Raw genomic sequence first — 15,793 nt, 5'->3', positions numbered from 1 at the left:
TTTGAAAGGAACATCTATGAACACTCTACACTCGAAACTAAAAAAAGTATCTGCTGCAATCGGTCTTGCGATGACAGTGAGCTTCGGCGCAAACGCAGCAACAGAAGTGATGATTGCCTACGGTAACCAACCTGGTGAGCCAATCGATAAAGCGATGCACTACTGGGCGGAACAAGTTAAAGAAAAATCTAATGGTGAGATTGAGTTCCGCCTATTCCCTTCAAGCCAATTAGGTAGTGAAACAGAAGTGATGGAACAGGCTAAGTTTGGTGCCAACATCATCACAATTAGCTCTTACGGTTACTTGATGGATACTGTGCCAGATCTTGGTGTAATCAACGCGCCATACCTATCTCAATCATTCGAGAAAAAATCTAAGCTGCTTCACACTGAGTGGTTCCAAGGTCTGAACAATGAGTTGTCAGGTAAAGGTCTAACAATCGTAGTACCTGACGTGGTTTATGGTACTCGTCACCTGCTATCAAAAGGCGTGGTGAAATCGCCAGCAGACCTTGATGGTGTGAAAGTTCGTGTACAACACTCGCGCCTATTTGTGGCAACAGTCAAAGCAATGGGTGGCGTACCAACGCCAATGTCACTGGCTGATGTTTACCCAGGTCTATCACAAGGTGTGATTGAAGGCGTGGAAAACCCATCAGTTGTTCTACACGGTGGTAAGTTCCACGAAGTGGTGAAAAACCTCAACTTAACCGCGCACACCAAGCATATGTCACCGTTCGTAGCGGGTACAGCTTTCTGGAATGGTCTGTCTGCTGAAGAGCAAAAAATCATCCTAGATACAAGCCGTGACATGGTGAACTACGGTGCAACCTTAATCGCTGAAAGTGAGCAAGACGCGATTGACCAGCTAAAAGCGGAAGGCGTAACGGTGAACGAAGTGGACCTATCTGCGTTTGAAGAGGCAGCGCGTAAAGTGGTGCAAAACGAATTCCCAGAGTGGACACCAAACCTATACCAAGACACTCAAGCTAAGTTAGCTGAACTGTAATGTTCTGCGGGGCTCTTTTGAGCCCCATATTTCAGTTTTGTTGGAGCACACCACATGGAAACTCAAGTTTCACTCAATCAATTGGCAGCTAAGCCAAAAAGTAAGTTGATGGCGACGTTAGATCGCATCAGCCAACTGGATGGCATCATCGCCGCAGTTTTTCTTGCTGTGATCGTAGTCTTAATGAGCTACGGCGTTGTAACACGCTATGTTTTTAACTCACCAAGTTCATGGGTGGAAGAAGTCTGTCTAGCGCTGTTTGTTTGGATGACCTTCATGGGCTCAAGTGCCCTTATGCGCACCGATGAAGTAGTACGCATAGATTTTCTCGTCCACAAGATCCCAGCTAAAGCAGCCAATGTGCTTGATAACTTGATCAGACCGTTACTGGTTATTTTCGCGCTAGGATTTATGGTCTACTGGGGTTGGAAACTACTGCCTTTCTCTCAAGTACGTTTCACACCAGCATTGAAACTTCCTTATGTCTATATCTACGCAGCGGTTCCTGTGAGCGGCATGTTTATGCTGTATCACCAACTTAAGCATCTCTATTCATTCTTTGTTCCGTGCAATAAGGAAGATTAATCATGTCCGTTATTTTGCCTATTTCTGCGTTACTTTTGCTATTCACCCTTGGCATCCCGGTCGCGTTTTGTATTTTTATTGCTACGCTTGCTTACTTTTTAATGAACGATCACCTGCCAATGATGATGTTGGTTCAGCGTCTTGCTGGTGGTCTTGAGTCAGTGACTTTGCTGGCAATTCCGTTTTTCGTTATGGCTGGTGTATTCATGAACCACTCAGGTATCAGCCAACGTCTATTAAAGTTTTCTGAAGTGCTGACTGGTCACATGAACGGCGGTCTTGCTCAGGTTAACGTCGTTTTGAGTACCTTAATGGGCGGTCTATCTGGCTCAAACATTGCGGATGCCGCGATGAGTTCAAAACTGTTGGTACCGCAGATGGTGGCGCGTGGCTACAGTGCCTCATTTTCATCCGCAGTAACCGCAGCATCGTCTTTGATTACGCCAATCATCCCACCGGGTATCGCGCTGATCATCTACGGTTATGTCAACAACGTTTCGATTGGTAAGCTATTCTTGGCCGGTGTTGTGCCGGGTGTTATGCTCTGCTTTATGATGATGGGTCTAGTGGCGTATATTTCGAAAAAACGCAATTACGCGCCAATTCGTGAAAAGCGCGCTTCAGTCAGTGAGATTGCGCTTTCTGCTAAAGATGCTTTCCTTGCGCTACTGCTGCCTGTGATCATCATCGGTGGTATCCGCTTTGGTGTCTTTACACCAACAGAAGCGGGCGCCGCAGCAGTACTTTACGCACTTGTGCTGGGTATGTTTGTTTACAAGCAGATGAACAGCAAACTTCTTTGGAGCGCAACCAAAGAGTCGGTAATGGCGTCGGCAAACGTACTGCTGATCATCTGTGTCGCAGTTGGTTTCTCGAAATTCCTAACTTGGGAGCAAGTGCCACAAAACCTAGCGACTTGGCTAACAGGCGCGGTAGAAAGTCCATTTACTTTCCTACTGTTGGTTAACTTATTCCTGTTGATCATCGGTATGTTCCTTGAAGGTAACGCAGTAATGATCGTATTGGCGCCGCTGCTGGCACCGGTCGCTCATTCATACGGCATTGACCCTGTACACTTCGGTATCATCTTCATCTTCAACAGTGCTATCGGTACGATTACACCGCCACTTGGCACGGTAATGTTCACCACTTGTTCAATCACCAAAGTCAACATTGAGGACTTTGTGAAAGAAGTGATGCCATTCTGGATCTTGTTGATTGTGGCGCTGCTGATGATCACCTACATCCCGATGATTTCAATCGGTCTGCCAAACATGGTCTTTGGTTAAGGACTAGGTAATGACAACGAAAAAGGTCGCCATTATTGGAGAGTGCATGATTGAGCTAAGCGGAACTCCGTTTGGTGAGATGAAGCAGAGCTTTGGTGGTGACACATTAAATGCCGCGGTGTATTTAAAGCGTATGTCAGACGAGCAGGTGCAAGCCTGCTACGTCTCAGCGCTTGGTAACGACAAGCTGAGCGATATGATGCTCACGCGTTGGCAAAGTGAGCAAGTGAATACCGAGTGGGTGCTAAGAGACAGCGAGCACTCGACCGGTTTGTACATGATTCAAGTCGATGGGCAAGGTGAGCGTAGCTTTCAATACTGGCGCAATCAATCTGCGGCGAAATACATGTTACAACATGCGGACTGGGCAGCTATCGCCGACCAATTACACCAAGCTGAGCTGATCTTTTTAAGTGGTATTAGCCTTGCGATCCTATCAGAGCAAGATCGTCAAATCTTGCTGGCAGTGTTGAAAGATTGCCAAGCCAAAGGGGCTGAGATCGCGTTTGACAGTAATCATCGTCCGGCGCTGTGGCGCAGTATTGAAGCAGCACAAACCGCCTACCAGCAGCTTTTCTCGCTTGCTGATATCGCACTAGTGACCTTCGACGATGAAGCTTTGGTATGGCAAGACAGTGATCCACAAGCCACACTCGCTCGGCTGCAACAACTTGGCGTAAACAAAGTGGTGGTTAAAGTGGGCTCTGACGGCTGTTTTAGCCAAGACTTGCAAACTCAAACCGAGGCGGTGCACACGCCAGCCAACCTTGTCGCGCAAGTGGTGGATACCACTTCGGCGGGTGATTCATTTAATGGCGCATTCCTCGCGCAATATGTCACCGGAAAAACGTTGTCCGCGTGTTGTCAGGCAGGCAATTTACTCGCTAGTCAGGTTATTCAGCACCAAGGCGCGATTATCGATTTGGCTGTCACGACGCCAATCAAAGCACAGATAAAGGAGTTACAATGAGCACAATTACTGCCCAACTTGCCGAACTAAAAGTGATTCCGGTGATTGCGGTTGATAAAGCCGAAGACATTTTGCCTCTTGGCAGAGTGCTGTCTGACAATGGTTTGCCAGTGGCGGAGATCACTTTCCGTTCGGATGCGGCAGTCGAAGCGATTCGCCTGCTTAAGCAAGCGCAACCAGAGATGTTGATTGGCGCTGGTACTGTTCTTAATCGCGAGCAAGTAATGGCGGCGAAAGAGGCAGGAGCGAGTTTTATTGTCAGCCCTGGTTTTAACCCGAATACGGTAAAAGCGTGTCAGGAGCTGGATATTCCTATTGTACCGGGCATCAATAACCCAAGCACCTTGGAAGCGGCATTAGAGATGGGACTGACTACAGTGAAGTTTTTCCCAGCAGAAGCCTCAGGCGGGATCGCGATGGTTAAATCCCTCCTCGCCCCTTATGGCAATGTGCAAATCATGCCAACTGGTGGGATTAACCTTAGCAACATTCAAGACTATCTCGCCATTCCAAGAGTAATTTGTTGTGGAGGCTCTTGGATGGTCGAGAAAGCCCTGATCAACAATGGTGAGTGGGATAAGATTGCCGAGCTAACCCGCGAAGCAGTTGCTCTGGTTAATCAATAACCTCACACTCACTTGTTTGTTACGGCTAAGGCGTTAACCTTAGCCGCTCAATAGCCAGCGTTATGCTGGCTTTTCCATTATTAGGCTATTTTCCATGGTGCGTTTGGCGGTTTGTAAATGGTGGCGTAGCTCACCCATAGCGCCAATATCATCACCACTTAAGATTTTACTCAGCACCGCCATATGCTCTTCAATTGCGACCATATTTCGCTTGCGCAGATCGCTGTTATCCCACTGGTAATGGAAGTGGAAGATCACCGAAATAATATCGTAGAACTGATTCATAAACGGATTGTTCGATGCCGATAGCAGCAGTAAGTGAAAGCGATGATCCAGTTCTGAGAACGCTTGATAATCACTGACCATGGTTTCACGCAGTGCGCGGTGTTCGTGCAGTAAATACTGCGCTTTTTGCCAGCGCTCATCACTGCGCGGCAGGTTCATAAAGCGATTGAGTGCATGGCACTCTAACATTTCACGCAGCTCAAATAGGCTGGCAGCATAGCTTTTCTCAAAGCGTACCATTCGCCAGCGTCCGCGGTTGATATTCTCGATAAGGCTAAAGCGTGAAAAACGGATCAGGTGCTCACGTACTACAGTGGTTGAGCATTTAGACTGTTTTGACAGCTCCAGTTCAGTGAACTCTTGTCCCGGCATAATGCGCTTATTTTTAATCGCATCATTGAAGAAGGCTTCAAACACTTCGCTTTGGATATCGTTTTCCGACATCGGTGTCACAAAGCCATCGTCATTTTCTGGTTCGCGACAGATACACCAAGTGTCGCCTTCTTGTTCCAATACACCTTTGTCACACAAGTCGTTCATGACGTGGCGCATGGTAGTGCGGCTCACGCTAAACAGATCCGCGAGGGATGACTGAGAAGGCAAAGGGGATTCAATATGCTTAAGGCGAATGGCATCAAGCAATTGGTTGGTTGTTGTTTCACGTAGGTTTTTATTTCTGGCCATAAGGTTCCTCCACGCAGATAAAATACCATTAAAAACCAGATAAAATTGATAGATAGCACAAATTATTGCGGATTTAATCAAATAAAAAACAGCTTCAATACAATGGCGATAAGTTTACATATCCGAGAGATAAACAGATGAAATCTTTAATTTGTGAAAAGCCTTACCAACTAAATTACGTAGAACAAGATAAACCAGTGGCTAAGCCAAACGAGCTAGTGATCAAAGTTGAAGCCGTCGGTATTTGTGGTACAGATATCCATGCTTATACCGGCAACCAGCCATTTTTTAGCTACCCACGTATCCTAGGTCATGAGCTATGCGGCATTGTGTGTGAGTTGGGCAGTGAGGTTGACCAACCGTTTGTGGTGGGAGACAAAGTAGCATTGATCCCATACGTAGCGTGTTTTGAATGTGCGTCTTGTAAAAGTGGTAAAACCAACTGCTGCGAAAACATCTCTGTGATTGGCGTGCACCAAGACGGCGGCTTCCGTGAATACCTTGCGGTACCGCAAAACAACGTACTGAAAGTAAATGGTGTGGATAGCGCAACTGCGGCACTGATTGAACCTTTTGCTATCAGCGCTCACGCTGTGCGCCGTGCAGAGGTAAAAGCGGGTGATGCCGTATTGGTTGTTGGTGCAGGTCCAATTGGTTTGGGCGCGGCAGCGATTGCCAAAGCGGATGGCGCAAATGTGATTGTTGCTGATACGCAAGCTGAGCGTCGCGAGCACGCAGAAAAAGAGTTGGGTTTACCAACGCTTAACCCGCTTGACGAGAATTTCCACGAAGATCTCAAACAAGCCTTTGCTGGTTCATTGGCACAAACTGTGATTGACGCAACGGGCAACCCACATGCAATGAATGGTGCGGTTAACCATATTCGTCACGGTGGTAAGATTGTGTTTGTTGGTTTGTTTAAAGGCAACCTTGAGATCAGCGATCCTGATTTCCATAAGAAAGAAACCACGTTGATGGGTAGCCGTAACGCTACGATGGAAGACTTCAGTAAAGTTCAGCAGTTGATGGAAAAAGGCTTGTTGGGTGCCAATATGATGCTAACTCATACCTTTGATTTCGATACGGTTGGTCACGATTACGAAGAAGCGGTGGTGAACAATAAAGCGCTACTAAAAGGCGTGATTGAATTTGTTTAATGTCGCTTAAGCATCACTTAATGTCTTGTCGGCCCCGAACTTAGTTCGGGGCTTTTTATTATCTGCAAAAATAAATGTTGACCTGTCTACAGCTCTACAGTTTACGATACACCTATACTGACAAAGCAATCATGGTTTTAGGCACTGCATATGTATCGAATCTCTGAACTCGGTGAACTGGTCGGCTTATCCCGCACGACCTTGCTCTATTACGAAAAGCAGGGGCTGATCAGCGGTAAGCGGATGAGCAATGGCTATCGCACCTACAGTGAGATGGATTTGCAGCGTTTGCGCCTAATTCAGCAACTGCAAAGTGGGGGGCTGACACTCAAAGAGTGTAAAGCCTGCCTTGAAGCGAAAATTGAACGTCAGTTATTACTTGAAAGGCTCAATCAGCTCGATCAAGAGATTGCGCAAAAGCAGCTGTCTCGCGATTTGCTGGCGGCGTTACTCGGTGAAAAGCCGCTGACTGATTGGCATGAGATGTTAGATAAAGTTGCGCCAGATGCTCATATAGATTGGCTCATTAAGCAGGGGTTTAGTGAAACAGATGCGCAGCGTTTACGATGGTTATCCAAAGATATGAACACACATGAAACCTATATGGCTGACTTTTATCGCATTTTCGACCCACTCGAAAGGCGCGGTCCGGGCTCAGAAGCAGATACCTTAAAAGCATTAACCAAAGTGCCAGCAAGCTTTAGCACTGTGTTGGAAATTGGTTGTGGTTTGGGGATTGCGACTAAGTTGTTGGCGCAGCATTCCGATGCACACATTACCGCGATAGATAACGATCAAGAGGCGATTAGCGCCTTGCAAACCCAATTTTCAGCTGAGGCTGACAAAGTTAAGTTTGAATGTGCCAGCATGACGGATCTGCCTTATGCCGAGCAGTCATTCGATCTAATTTGGTCTGAGGGTAGCGCCTACATCATGGGGGTGAACAATGCCTTTGTGCAGTGGCGACCTTTACTCAAAGACGGTGGGGTTTTGGTGCTCAGTGATTTGGTGTGGGCGACCGATACGCCGAGTGAGGTTAGCCAAGCGTTTTGGGGGAGTGAATACCCAGATATGACCGACGCTAAAACTCGTATCGCGCAAGCCAAAGCCGCTGGCTATAAACTGATTGATAGCTTTGCGATTAGTGACGAGGCGTGGGACGGTTACTACCAACCACTTGCCAACCAAGTCGCAGCATTGAAAGCGGAGATGCCAGACTCACAAGCGATTAAAGATATTGAACGTGAGTTGCATGCTTACTCGCAGCGCAATGACCAATTTGACTATCAAATATTTATTTTAACGAAAGCCTAAGCCGCTTTCGCATAGAGATGAAAAACAATGAATTACTCGATCTTAGATTTAACTCAACAAGACGAAATTAAAGACTTATTCCAAGCAACGTTCAGTGACTCAGAAGGCGTGGACGAAGGCGCGGTGATTGGTGAACTTGCACACCAACTTGTAGTGACCACCAACAGCGAAGAGATGGTGATTGTTGGCGCAAGCGAGAACGACACACTAGTAGGCTGTGTGATTTTCACCAAGTTGCACTTCAAGTCCAATGGCACCAATGCTTACTTACTTTCACCAGCAGCAGTGGCGACATCGGCTCAAGGCAAAGGTATTGGTCAAAAGCTGATCACGTTTGGCTTAGAGACACTAAAAGCTCAAGGTGTCGAGCTTTTAGTGACTTATGGTGATCCTAGCTTCTACTCTAAAGTTGGCTTTGCTCAGATCACTGAAGAGCAAGTGAAAGCACCATTGGTGCTTAGCTACCCGCACGGCTGGCTAGGTCAGAAACTTGATGGCAGCGACTTAGTCGCGATTGATAGCGAAACACTATGTGCGCCAGCTCTCAACGAGCAAAAATACTGGTAAATTGCGTTGGGCGAGGCTCTGATTGAGCTGAGCTTACGGCTGATTAATATTACAAGGCGAGGGGAAACTCTCGCCTTAATTTTTTGATATTTCGCTAAATTGCAAATTGATGTAAATCAAGGAAGTGTGCAGTAAGAAAATCGCTGAAATTGTAAACAAAAAGTAACTGATATTTCTGTAAGCTAGGTGGAATAAGGCGCACAAAAACTCACCAGTTTTAACATCGATTATTGCCATAATCTTCATCGATTTTTTACATTTTATCCGTTTAAACGATTGCTCTATTTTGATTTCCAGAGCGTTTCAGTAAGAAAAACGCCACCTTAGTGAGGTTTGTTAGATCTCTGAGAGAGGAAGTCTCAATGAAAACAATCTTAGCAGTCTGTGTAATGTCGGTTTTATCGTTTGGTGCTTATGCTGAGCGACAAGATCAAGAGCCAATCAAAGTCATCGAACCCATTACGGGCTTAGATGCACAAAAAGTCGAGCTGGGCAAAACCTTATGGTTTGAGCCGCGTTTATCGGCATCCAATACTATCTCTTGTAACTCCTGCCATAACTTAGCGCGTGGCGGTGTTGATAACCTGCCAACGTCGATTGGGCATAAATGGGCAATCGGACCAATTAACTCACCAACCGTGTTTAACTCGGATCTTAACTTCGTCCAGTTTTGGAATGGTCGAGCAAAAGATCTCAAAGAGCAAGCGGCAGGTCCTATTGCTAACCCATTAGAAATGGCGCTCACTCATGAGTTGGCGATTGAGACGTTGCAGTCAATTCCCCAATATCGCGAGATGTTTAAACAAGCCTATGGCGTGAATGAAATCACGATTGAAGAAGTCACAGATGCCATCGCGATTTTTGAGAAGACTTTGCGTACACCAAACGCACCGTTTGACCAGTGGTTAAAAGGCGATGATATGGCGCTGACGCAAGTGCAAAAAGAAGGCTACGATCTGTTTAAAGCCAAGGGTTGTACGACGTGTCACGCTGGTCCATTGGCGGGTGGGCAAATGTACCAAAAAATGGGGCTAGTTAAACCATTTGCAACGGATAATCCAGATATTGGGCGCAAAGCGATCACGGGTAACGACTTTGATAAATTTGTCTTTAAAGTACCGACGCTGCGTAATATCGAATTGACCTATCCCTACTTCCACGATGGTTCCGTGTGGGATTTGGAAGAGGCGATTATGTTGATGGCGGATATCCAACTTGGTATGGGTGTTAATGAGCAAGAAGCGGTGAAAATTGCTGAATTCCTACGTTCATTGACGGGCGACTTACCACAAGTGACGTTACCGCACTTACCGCCTTCAAGTAATGAAACGGTACGTCCAAACATCTAATTTAACCTAGCGAATGCGTTAGAAGGCTAGTGAAAGGAGCTCAATAGAGCTCCTTTTTTGTGTCTGTTTACTGGGGAGATTAACGGAAGTTAAACAGCTCGCTATGAAAACCGTTCAGGTCAAAGCGTTGTTGTTTTAACTGCTGTTTGAGCGCTTGGCTAAACCCAGTTGGACCGCAGAACCAAAAACTCAGGTTATCAAGTGAGCTTGGCGCACCACCGAAAAGCTGGTTTTTGATTTTATCTATGGTCAAAAAGCGCATAGTGCGATTATCGATAATATGAAAATGCACTTTGGCTTGTTTAGCGAGGAGCTCCAATTCTGTCACTAACTCAGGTGACGGTGCTTGGGTGCAATAATATAAATGCACTGGCTTTCCTTCACGGTACTCAACATCATTTTGCTCAGCATGATTGATCGCGAGTTGTTGCAAGCGCGCTTTAAACGCCGCAATGCCAATGCCGCCAGCTATCCACACTTGCTGCTTGTCATCATCAAACTCGAAGTGACCATAAGGACCTTCAACTTCAATATCATCACCGACGGCAACGTATTGGCTGAGGTTGCCGGTGAAATCACCCAGTGCCTTAATGGTGAACTCGATATAGGGTTTGTCATTGGTTGAGCTAATGGTAAACGGATGCGCTTCTTCGCCTTTTACTTTAAGGAAGGCAAACTGCCCTGCGTTGTGCCCACACCAGTTAGGTACATTAAGGCGTAATGTCTGGGTTTGATTTGCTGCATCTAAATTTAGTGCTTCAACGTTACCTTGATAGCGGCGTTTTTTGCCGACTTTGCCAAGTAGGCTCCAGACTGCACAGGCAATACCAACCACCGCCAGTAACAGCACGATTGGAGTGATTAAGCTACTCCAATAGGCAGGCTTTAATAACACGACGGAGTGATAAGCGATCACCACAAACGCCACCGCCATTGCCTTATGCGTTAGCTTAAAGCGTTTGTACTGAATGGGTGCAAATAGGGCAATCAGAGTCAGCGCAATAAAAGCATACAGCGCCATTTCGCCAATTGATTCAGCGCCGCCACGTAAGTCCATCACCATGGCTTGGAATGATTCAGGATCGAGCTGTGGTCGAGAATGACTGCCACGCTCTAGCAAACCATATTGGACCAGTTTTTTCGGCACGATAGCCAGCAGCCAATGCACCGCACCGAGGATGACTCCGTAGATAGCGACCCATTTGTGTAAGCGGTATGACTTATCTAATCCGGCTGTGAGCCGATCGATAATTGGCAAACGTAGAGCCAACAACATCGTCAGGGTTAACAGTAACAGAGAGACAATACCAGTACCTTGAATGAGGGCGCTGCGCCACTGCATAAATTGGTCATAACTAAATAGATTTGGCTCAGCCTGTAGCCAAATCAGCATACAAGTTGCGGTAAATGCTAAAACAGTTAGGTAGAGTTTTTTCATGGTTTTGGCTCCTAGTGAGCCTGTACTTTACTGCTTGGAATGTATGCTGCGGTCAACAAGCGTAAAGCTATGTAAATGATCCATACCCGAGCACCTTGAGGCTAGTTGGTAATAGTGGCAATACTGAAAACAAAAAAGACCTCCGCAGAGGTCTTATCAATTAAGCTTAGTCTTTCATAGAGCTTAGTCTTTCAGTGAGGCACCTTGTGTCTTAATCACTTCTTGGTACCAGTAGAAGCTTTTCTTACGTAGACGAGTGAGATCGCCATTGCCTTCATTGTCGCGGTCAACGTAGATAAAGCCGTAGCGTTTGCTCATTTCAGCGGTCGAGTTTGCCACCAGGTCGATAGGTCCCCATGTGGTGTAACCCATCAGCTCAACACCATCTTCAATCGCTTCGCGCGCTTGAACAAGGTGATCGTTTAAGTAAGAGATGCGGTAATCATCGATGATTTCGCCCTCTGCAGTAATTTCGTCGCGCGCGCCTAAACCATTTTCAACAATAAAGAGTGGCTTTTGGTAACGATCGTAAAGGAAGTTAAGCAGAATGCGCAGACCTTTCGGGTCAATCAACCAGCCCCATTGGCTCTTCTCAAGGTAAGGGTTTGGTACGCCAGCCACGATGTTACCGACTTCTTTTTCTTGCTCTTTTGCGCTCGCACAGCCTGATGCGTAGTAGCTGAAAGATATGAAGTCGACACTCGCTGCGGCTAATGTTTCTAGATCGCCATCTTCCATTTCAATTGTGATGCCGTTGTCGCGGAAGTAGCGCAGCATGTAACCTGGGTAGCGTCCACGGGTTTGCACATCACCAAAGAATAGCCATTGGTTATTTTCATGCATAGTGGCGATGACATCATCCGGGTTACAGGTGTGTGGGTAAGCGATAGCACCTAGTAACATGTTGCCGATTTTGGCGTCAGGAATGATTTCATGGCAGAGTTGAACTGTTTGCGCACTTGCTACGAGTTGGTGGTGAATCGCTTGGAAGATCTCTTGTTCTGACGCTTCTTCTTGTAAACCAACACCAGTGAAAGGCGCGTGTAGTGACATGTTGATTTCGTTAAATGTCAGCCACAGTTTTACGCTGTCTTTGTAACGTTCAAACACGGTGCGTGCATAACGAGTGAAGAACTCAATCAGTTTACGACTGCCCCAGCCATTGTAGTTCTCGACTAACGCATAAGGCATTTCGTAATGTGACAGCGTCACGAATGGTGTAATGTTGTGTGCTGCTAATTCTGCAAAGATCTTGTCGTAGTAATCTAAACCCGCTTGGTTTGGCTCTAGTTCGTCACCATTTGGATAGATACGTGTCCACGCGATTGAAAGGCGCAGACAGGTAAAGCCCATCTCTTTAAATAGCGCGATGTCTTCTGGGTAGCGATTGTAGAAATCGATGGCGAGATCTTTGATGCCCGGTGTGCGCTCTTTACGAGTTTGATGCGGGCTTAAGATGCCGTTAGGCAGCATGTCAGAAGTCGATAGACCTTTGCCATCCAGTGTGTGAGACCCTTCTACTTGGTTAGCAGCAATAGCGCCGCCCCATAAAAAATCATTTGGAAATGTTGTATTTGTCATTGGGAATTCCCGATTGTTCGCAAGCGAATAAATTAGCTACGTCTTAGTTCGATACATTGAGCATAGCTGTTTGCCTTCAAGCCGTAGATAATTTGAACATGGTGTTGGTCGATACGAACCACACCAATGGCTCCCGCTTGCTTAAGCGCTTTTTCATCTAACAATGAAAGCTCTTTAAGTTCGAGTCTCAATCGAGTAGCACATGCTCCACAATCCAAAATATTATGGAGTCCCCCCAATGCGCTAATGATGGTATCAACCTCTTGATCAAGGTCAGGGTTAACACGCGTGAGTAAAGCAAAAAAACGCCGCAAAAAAGTAAGCACGTTTCTATTTCTCATTATCTATACAGCTGAAAGTTGATTATGCGGATTTTACAAATTAGAGGTAGAGGGAATGTGTCAGAAAGTGAGCTAGGATGAGAATTTTGCGACTGGTTGGTTAACTTATCAGCATAGTCTGAGCTCAGTAAAGACAAGGCTTGCCGATGAAATATGCAACTGAGAATGGATTAGTTCGGTTAATGATATCGATAAAATGTTTGCGTCGAAGTCGGCAGTTTGCAACTAACTATCTGTAATACAATGACGATATCGTTTGCTGAAACGTCTCAAGATAGCTTGAGTATGACTAAGTGGCACTAAGCCGTAATAAGGATAGATATGTTAAAAACGAAACTAGCGCTATTGATTGGTTGTTTGTCTTTTGGCGTTAATGCCGCCAGTTTTGAAGCGGTGACTTTAGGTAGTAAAGGTGGCATTCAAGACGGCAACTTGACCGCATTTATGCTCAAAAGTGAGCAAGATGACAACTATGTACTGCTTGATGCTGGTTCAGTGGTTAACGGTTTGATTGTGTCTGAGCAAAAAGGCGCGTTTGATGATGTGAAAGTGCCGCAAGAGTCTAACTTAACCAAAGTTGGCTACCTGTTAAAAGAGAAAGTGAAAGGCTACTTGATCAGCCACGCTCACCTTGATCACGTCGCGGGCATGATTATCAGTTCTCCAGATGACAGCAATAAACCAATCTATGGTTTGTCTGCCACCAATGAAGCGTTGATGAATAACTATTTTAACTGGTCAGCATGGCCAAACTTCGGTAACGAAGGTAATGGTTTCAAGCTAAGTAAATACACCTACACAGATTTGCCGCAATACCAATGGCAGCCAGTAAAAGGTACCAGTATGCAAGTGATGGCGATGCCATTGGCGCACTCTGGTGGTCAATCAACGGCATTTGCGCTGAAAGATAGTGACGGCGACCTATTTGTTTACTTTGGTGATACGGGACCTGACGCGGTCGAGAAAAGCGATGCGTTGAGCAAAGTTTGGCAAACATTAGCGCCGTTTGTGAAAGAGGGGCAGCTAAAAGGTATTGTCATTGAAGTCTCCTTTACCAATAAAACGCCAGATAAAATGCTGTTTGGTCACTTAACGCCAAACTGGCTGCTAAAAGAGCTGAGGGCACTTGAGACACTTGCAGGCAAAGGTAGCCTAGAAGATCTTGATGTGGTTATTAGCCATATTAAATACAGCTTGAAGAAAGGCGAAGACCCACAAGTGGTCATTCAACGTGAATTGGAACAGGGCAATAAGCTTGGCGTGAACTTCCACTTCCCAGCCCAAGGTGATGCGTTAACCTTCTAACCTTGCCAACCAAATGATCTTTGAAGCCTCGCAACTGCGGGGCTTTTTTTATAAGGCTATTGTAGTGGCATAGTGAATTTGGTCACTTAGTTTGATTAATGTAGTGCTAAAAGATCCTGATGGTAGGAAGAGACAGGAAGAGCAGGATTTCGTTGATAATTTACCAGCGAATACTGCCACCACTGTTGCTGGAGCATGTACCGTGCTAATGGCAGGAACTTGTGCAGTAGTTGCAGGAATTGGAGAGATTACAGTTGAACTTGTAGACTATATTACAGGCGATTTATCTGATAAAGCCGCGGGAGTTATGAATAGCCACCGACTTGATAGACACCTTTTAGTTAGACAAAATGACTAATAGAGAGGTGCTTATGAGCAGTAAGAGATATCCAGAAGAATTTAAAATTGAAGCWGTCAAACAAGTGACTGAAAAAGGTCATAGCGTGGCTGATGTTGCAGCGCGACTAGGAACAACGAGCCATAGTTTGTATGCGTGGGTTAAACGCTACGGTCCCAACTCCTCACAATACCAAGCTCAATCTGATGAAAGWGCTGAAATTCGTCGACTTAAAAAGGAATTACAGCGAGTAACAGAAGAGCGAGACATACTAAAAAAAGCCGCGGTGTACTTCGCAAGCCAGTCCGACTGAGGTATGCCTTTATTAAAGCGAATCAGACAATCTGGTCTGTTCGACGYATGTGTAAGGTCTTTGGAATTCACCCAAGTGGTTATTATTCTTGGYTAAAAAATCCAGATAGTAGACAAGAAAAGCGGCGAAAATATCTTCTCGGACTGATAAAGCAATTTTGGCTGGAGTCAGGMTGTGTATACGGTTATCGAAAAATCTACAGTGACCTGCGAGATGAAGGGGAAATCTGTGGAATTAACCAASTTCATCGTCTTATGAAGCGAGAAGGAATTCAGTCGCAAAGAGGTTATCGAAAGCCCCGCCCTAAAGGTGGTGTCGAAAACATCATTGTTTCCAACAAGCTCGCCCGAGAGTTCAACCCGCATGCGCCCAATCAATCGTGGRTAACTGATATTACATATATCAAAACGCACGAAGGTTGGCTGTATCTAGCGGTAGTTGTAGACCTGTTCTCTCGGCGGGTAATTGGTTGGTCAATGAAAAGTAGAATAACCAAAGAGCTTGCCCTTGATGCTTTGCTGATGGCTATTTGGCGTCGTTCACCAATAGAAAAAGTGCTCGTTCACTCAGATCAAGGAAGCCAGTACACCAGCTACGACTGGGACAGGTTTTTGAAACAGCATGGTCTTGAATCAAGTATGAG

15 protein-coding genes and 1 pseudogene are annotated in these 15,793 nt (G+C 45.8%); 12 read left to right on the top strand and 4 right to left on the bottom strand.

Annotation, left to right across the window (positions count from 1 at the left end):
• Positions 1-16 precede the first annotated feature (16 nt).
• Genes DPF93_RS03595 through DPF93_RS03575 form a run of 5 tightly spaced genes read left to right on the top strand, consistent with a single transcriptional unit; the run spans position 17 to position 4,479 of the window.
• Positions 17-1,009 (top strand): C4-dicarboxylate TRAP transporter substrate-binding protein, encoded by a 993-nt coding sequence (locus DPF93_RS03595; RefSeq protein WP_114764860.1) that lies wholly within the window; start codon positions 17-19, stop codon positions 1,007-1,009.
• 54 nt (positions 1,010-1,063) lie between these two features.
• On the top strand, positions 1,064-1,594 hold the full coding sequence (locus tag DPF93_RS03590) for a TRAP transporter small permease (RefSeq protein WP_114764859.1): 531 nt from the start codon (positions 1,064-1,066) through the stop codon (positions 1,592-1,594).
• 2 nt (positions 1,595-1,596) lie between these two features.
• Positions 1,597-2,883: a TRAP transporter large permease gene (locus tag DPF93_RS03585; protein WP_114764858.1), complete on the top strand. Its 1,287-nt coding sequence runs from the start codon at positions 1,597-1,599 to the stop codon at positions 2,881-2,883.
• Positions 2,884-2,893: 10 nt separating this feature from the next.
• Positions 2,894-3,853, top strand: coding sequence for a sugar kinase (locus DPF93_RS03580; protein ID WP_114764857.1), 960 nt, complete (start codon positions 2,894-2,896; stop codon positions 3,851-3,853).
• The gene (locus DPF93_RS03575) at positions 3,850-4,479 is read left to right on the top strand and encodes a bifunctional 4-hydroxy-2-oxoglutarate aldolase/2-dehydro-3-deoxy-phosphogluconate aldolase (protein ID WP_114764856.1); all 630 of its coding nucleotides are present in this window, start codon (positions 3,850-3,852) and stop codon (positions 4,477-4,479) included. The genes DPF93_RS03580 and DPF93_RS03575 overlap by 4 nt, the downstream gene beginning before the upstream one ends.
• Before the next feature lie 60 nt (positions 4,480-4,539).
• On the opposite strand, the gene DPF93_RS03570 is transcribed toward DPF93_RS03575, so the two are convergent.
• Entirely contained in the window at positions 4,540-5,448 is a 909-nt protein-coding gene (locus DPF93_RS03570) for a GntR family transcriptional regulator (protein WP_114764855.1), read from the bottom strand.
• Positions 5,449-5,585: 137 nt separating this feature from the next.
• Between DPF93_RS03570 and DPF93_RS03565 the strand changes: the two genes are divergently transcribed.
• The 4 genes from DPF93_RS03565 (at position 5,586) to DPF93_RS03550 (ending at position 9,835) form a co-directional block, all read left to right on the top strand.
• Positions 5,586-6,605: a zinc-binding alcohol dehydrogenase family protein gene (locus DPF93_RS03565; protein ID WP_114764854.1), complete on the top strand. Its 1,020-nt coding sequence runs from the start codon at positions 5,586-5,588 to the stop codon at positions 6,603-6,605.
• 150 nt (positions 6,606-6,755) lie between these two features.
• Positions 6,756-7,919 carry a MerR family transcriptional regulator gene (locus DPF93_RS03560; protein ID WP_114764853.1) on the top strand — a complete coding sequence of 388 codons (1,164 nt, stop codon included), beginning with the start codon at positions 6,756-6,758 and terminating at the stop codon, positions 7,917-7,919.
• A 27-nt stretch (positions 7,920-7,946) separates the two neighbouring features.
• Complete coding sequence (locus DPF93_RS03555) at positions 7,947-8,486, top strand: GNAT family N-acetyltransferase (protein ID WP_114764852.1); 540 nt, start codon at positions 7,947-7,949, stop codon at positions 8,484-8,486.
• A 362-nt stretch (positions 8,487-8,848) separates the two neighbouring features.
• Complete coding sequence (locus tag DPF93_RS03550) at positions 8,849-9,835, top strand: cytochrome-c peroxidase (protein WP_075650234.1); 987 nt, start codon at positions 8,849-8,851, stop codon at positions 9,833-9,835.
• 79 nt (positions 9,836-9,914) lie between these two features.
• On the opposite strand, the gene DPF93_RS03545 is transcribed toward DPF93_RS03550, so the two are convergent.
• The 3 genes from DPF93_RS03545 to DPF93_RS03535 all read right to left on the bottom strand — a co-directional run bounded on the left by DPF93_RS03545 (position 9,915) and on the right by DPF93_RS03535 (position 13,180).
• Complete coding sequence (locus DPF93_RS03545) at positions 9,915-11,273, bottom strand: ferredoxin reductase family protein (RefSeq protein WP_114764851.1); 1,359 nt, start codon at positions 11,271-11,273, stop codon at positions 9,915-9,917.
• A 183-nt stretch (positions 11,274-11,456) separates the two neighbouring features.
• Positions 11,457-12,854 (bottom strand): glycoside hydrolase family 1 protein, encoded by a 1,398-nt coding sequence (locus DPF93_RS03540; protein ID WP_114764850.1) that lies wholly within the window; start codon positions 12,852-12,854, stop codon positions 11,457-11,459.
• Between the two features lie 32 nt (positions 12,855-12,886).
• Positions 12,887-13,180, bottom strand: coding sequence for a PTS sugar transporter subunit IIB (locus DPF93_RS03535; protein ID WP_114764849.1), 294 nt, complete (start codon positions 13,178-13,180; stop codon positions 12,887-12,889).
• Positions 13,181-13,516: 336 nt separating this feature from the next.
• Here DPF93_RS03535 and DPF93_RS03530 point away from each other — a divergent pair, with 336 nt between their 5' ends.
• The 3 genes and pseudogenes from DPF93_RS03530 to DPF93_RS21255 form a co-directional block, all read left to right on the top strand.
• Positions 13,517-14,500, top strand: coding sequence for a 3',5'-cyclic-nucleotide phosphodiesterase (locus tag DPF93_RS03530; RefSeq protein WP_164675305.1), 984 nt, complete (start codon positions 13,517-13,519; stop codon positions 14,498-14,500).
• Positions 14,501-14,591: 91 nt separating this feature from the next.
• Positions 14,592-14,858 carry a hypothetical protein gene (locus tag DPF93_RS03525; protein ID WP_123777507.1) on the top strand — a complete coding sequence of 89 codons (267 nt, stop codon included), beginning with the start codon at positions 14,592-14,594 and terminating at the stop codon, positions 14,856-14,858.
• Between the two features lie 13 nt (positions 14,859-14,871).
• Positions 14,872-15,793: pseudogene (locus DPF93_RS21255) on the top strand (IS3 family transposase); the annotation flags it as partial.

It is taken from the genome of Vibrio rhodolitus, assembly GCF_003350325.1.
Taxonomy (GTDB): Bacteria; Pseudomonadota; Gammaproteobacteria; order Enterobacterales; family Vibrionaceae; genus Vibrio; species Vibrio rhodolitus.
This window is presented reverse-complemented; position numbering and strand designations above follow the sequence as displayed.

Excerpts from the sequence above, each read along its gene's own strand:
- DPF93_RS03595 (WP_114764860.1), top strand. The coding sequence starts at position 17 with ATGAACACTCTACACTCGAAACTAAAAAAAGTATCTGCTGCAATCGGT.
- DPF93_RS03590 (WP_114764859.1), top strand. The coding sequence starts at position 1,064 with ATGGAAACTCAAGTTTCACTCAATCAATTGGCAGCTAAGCCAAAAAGT.
- DPF93_RS03585 (WP_114764858.1), top strand. The coding sequence starts at position 1,597 with ATGTCCGTTATTTTGCCTATTTCTGCGTTACTTTTGCTATTCACCCTT.
- DPF93_RS03580 (WP_114764857.1), top strand. The coding sequence starts at position 2,894 with ATGACAACGAAAAAGGTCGCCATTATTGGAGAGTGCATGATTGAGCTA.
- DPF93_RS03575 (WP_114764856.1), top strand. The coding sequence starts at position 3,850 with ATGAGCACAATTACTGCCCAACTTGCCGAACTAAAAGTGATTCCGGTG.
- DPF93_RS03570 (WP_114764855.1), bottom strand. The coding sequence starts at position 5,448 with ATGGCCAGAAATAAAAACCTACGTGAAACAACAACCAACCAATTGCTT.
- DPF93_RS03565 (WP_114764854.1), top strand. The coding sequence starts at position 5,586 with ATGAAATCTTTAATTTGTGAAAAGCCTTACCAACTAAATTACGTAGAA.
- DPF93_RS03560 (WP_114764853.1), top strand. The coding sequence starts at position 6,756 with ATGTATCGAATCTCTGAACTCGGTGAACTGGTCGGCTTATCCCGCACG.
- DPF93_RS03555 (WP_114764852.1), top strand. The coding sequence starts at position 7,947 with ATGAATTACTCGATCTTAGATTTAACTCAACAAGACGAAATTAAAGAC.
- DPF93_RS03550 (WP_075650234.1), top strand. The coding sequence starts at position 8,849 with ATGAAAACAATCTTAGCAGTCTGTGTAATGTCGGTTTTATCGTTTGGT.
- DPF93_RS03545 (WP_114764851.1), bottom strand. The coding sequence starts at position 11,273 with ATGAAAAAACTCTACCTAACTGTTTTAGCATTTACCGCAACTTGTATG.
- DPF93_RS03540 (WP_114764850.1), bottom strand. The coding sequence starts at position 12,854 with ATGACAAATACAACATTTCCAAATGATTTTTTATGGGGCGGCGCTATT.
- DPF93_RS03530 (WP_164675305.1), top strand. The coding sequence starts at position 13,517 with ATGTTAAAAACGAAACTAGCGCTATTGATTGGTTGTTTGTCTTTTGGC.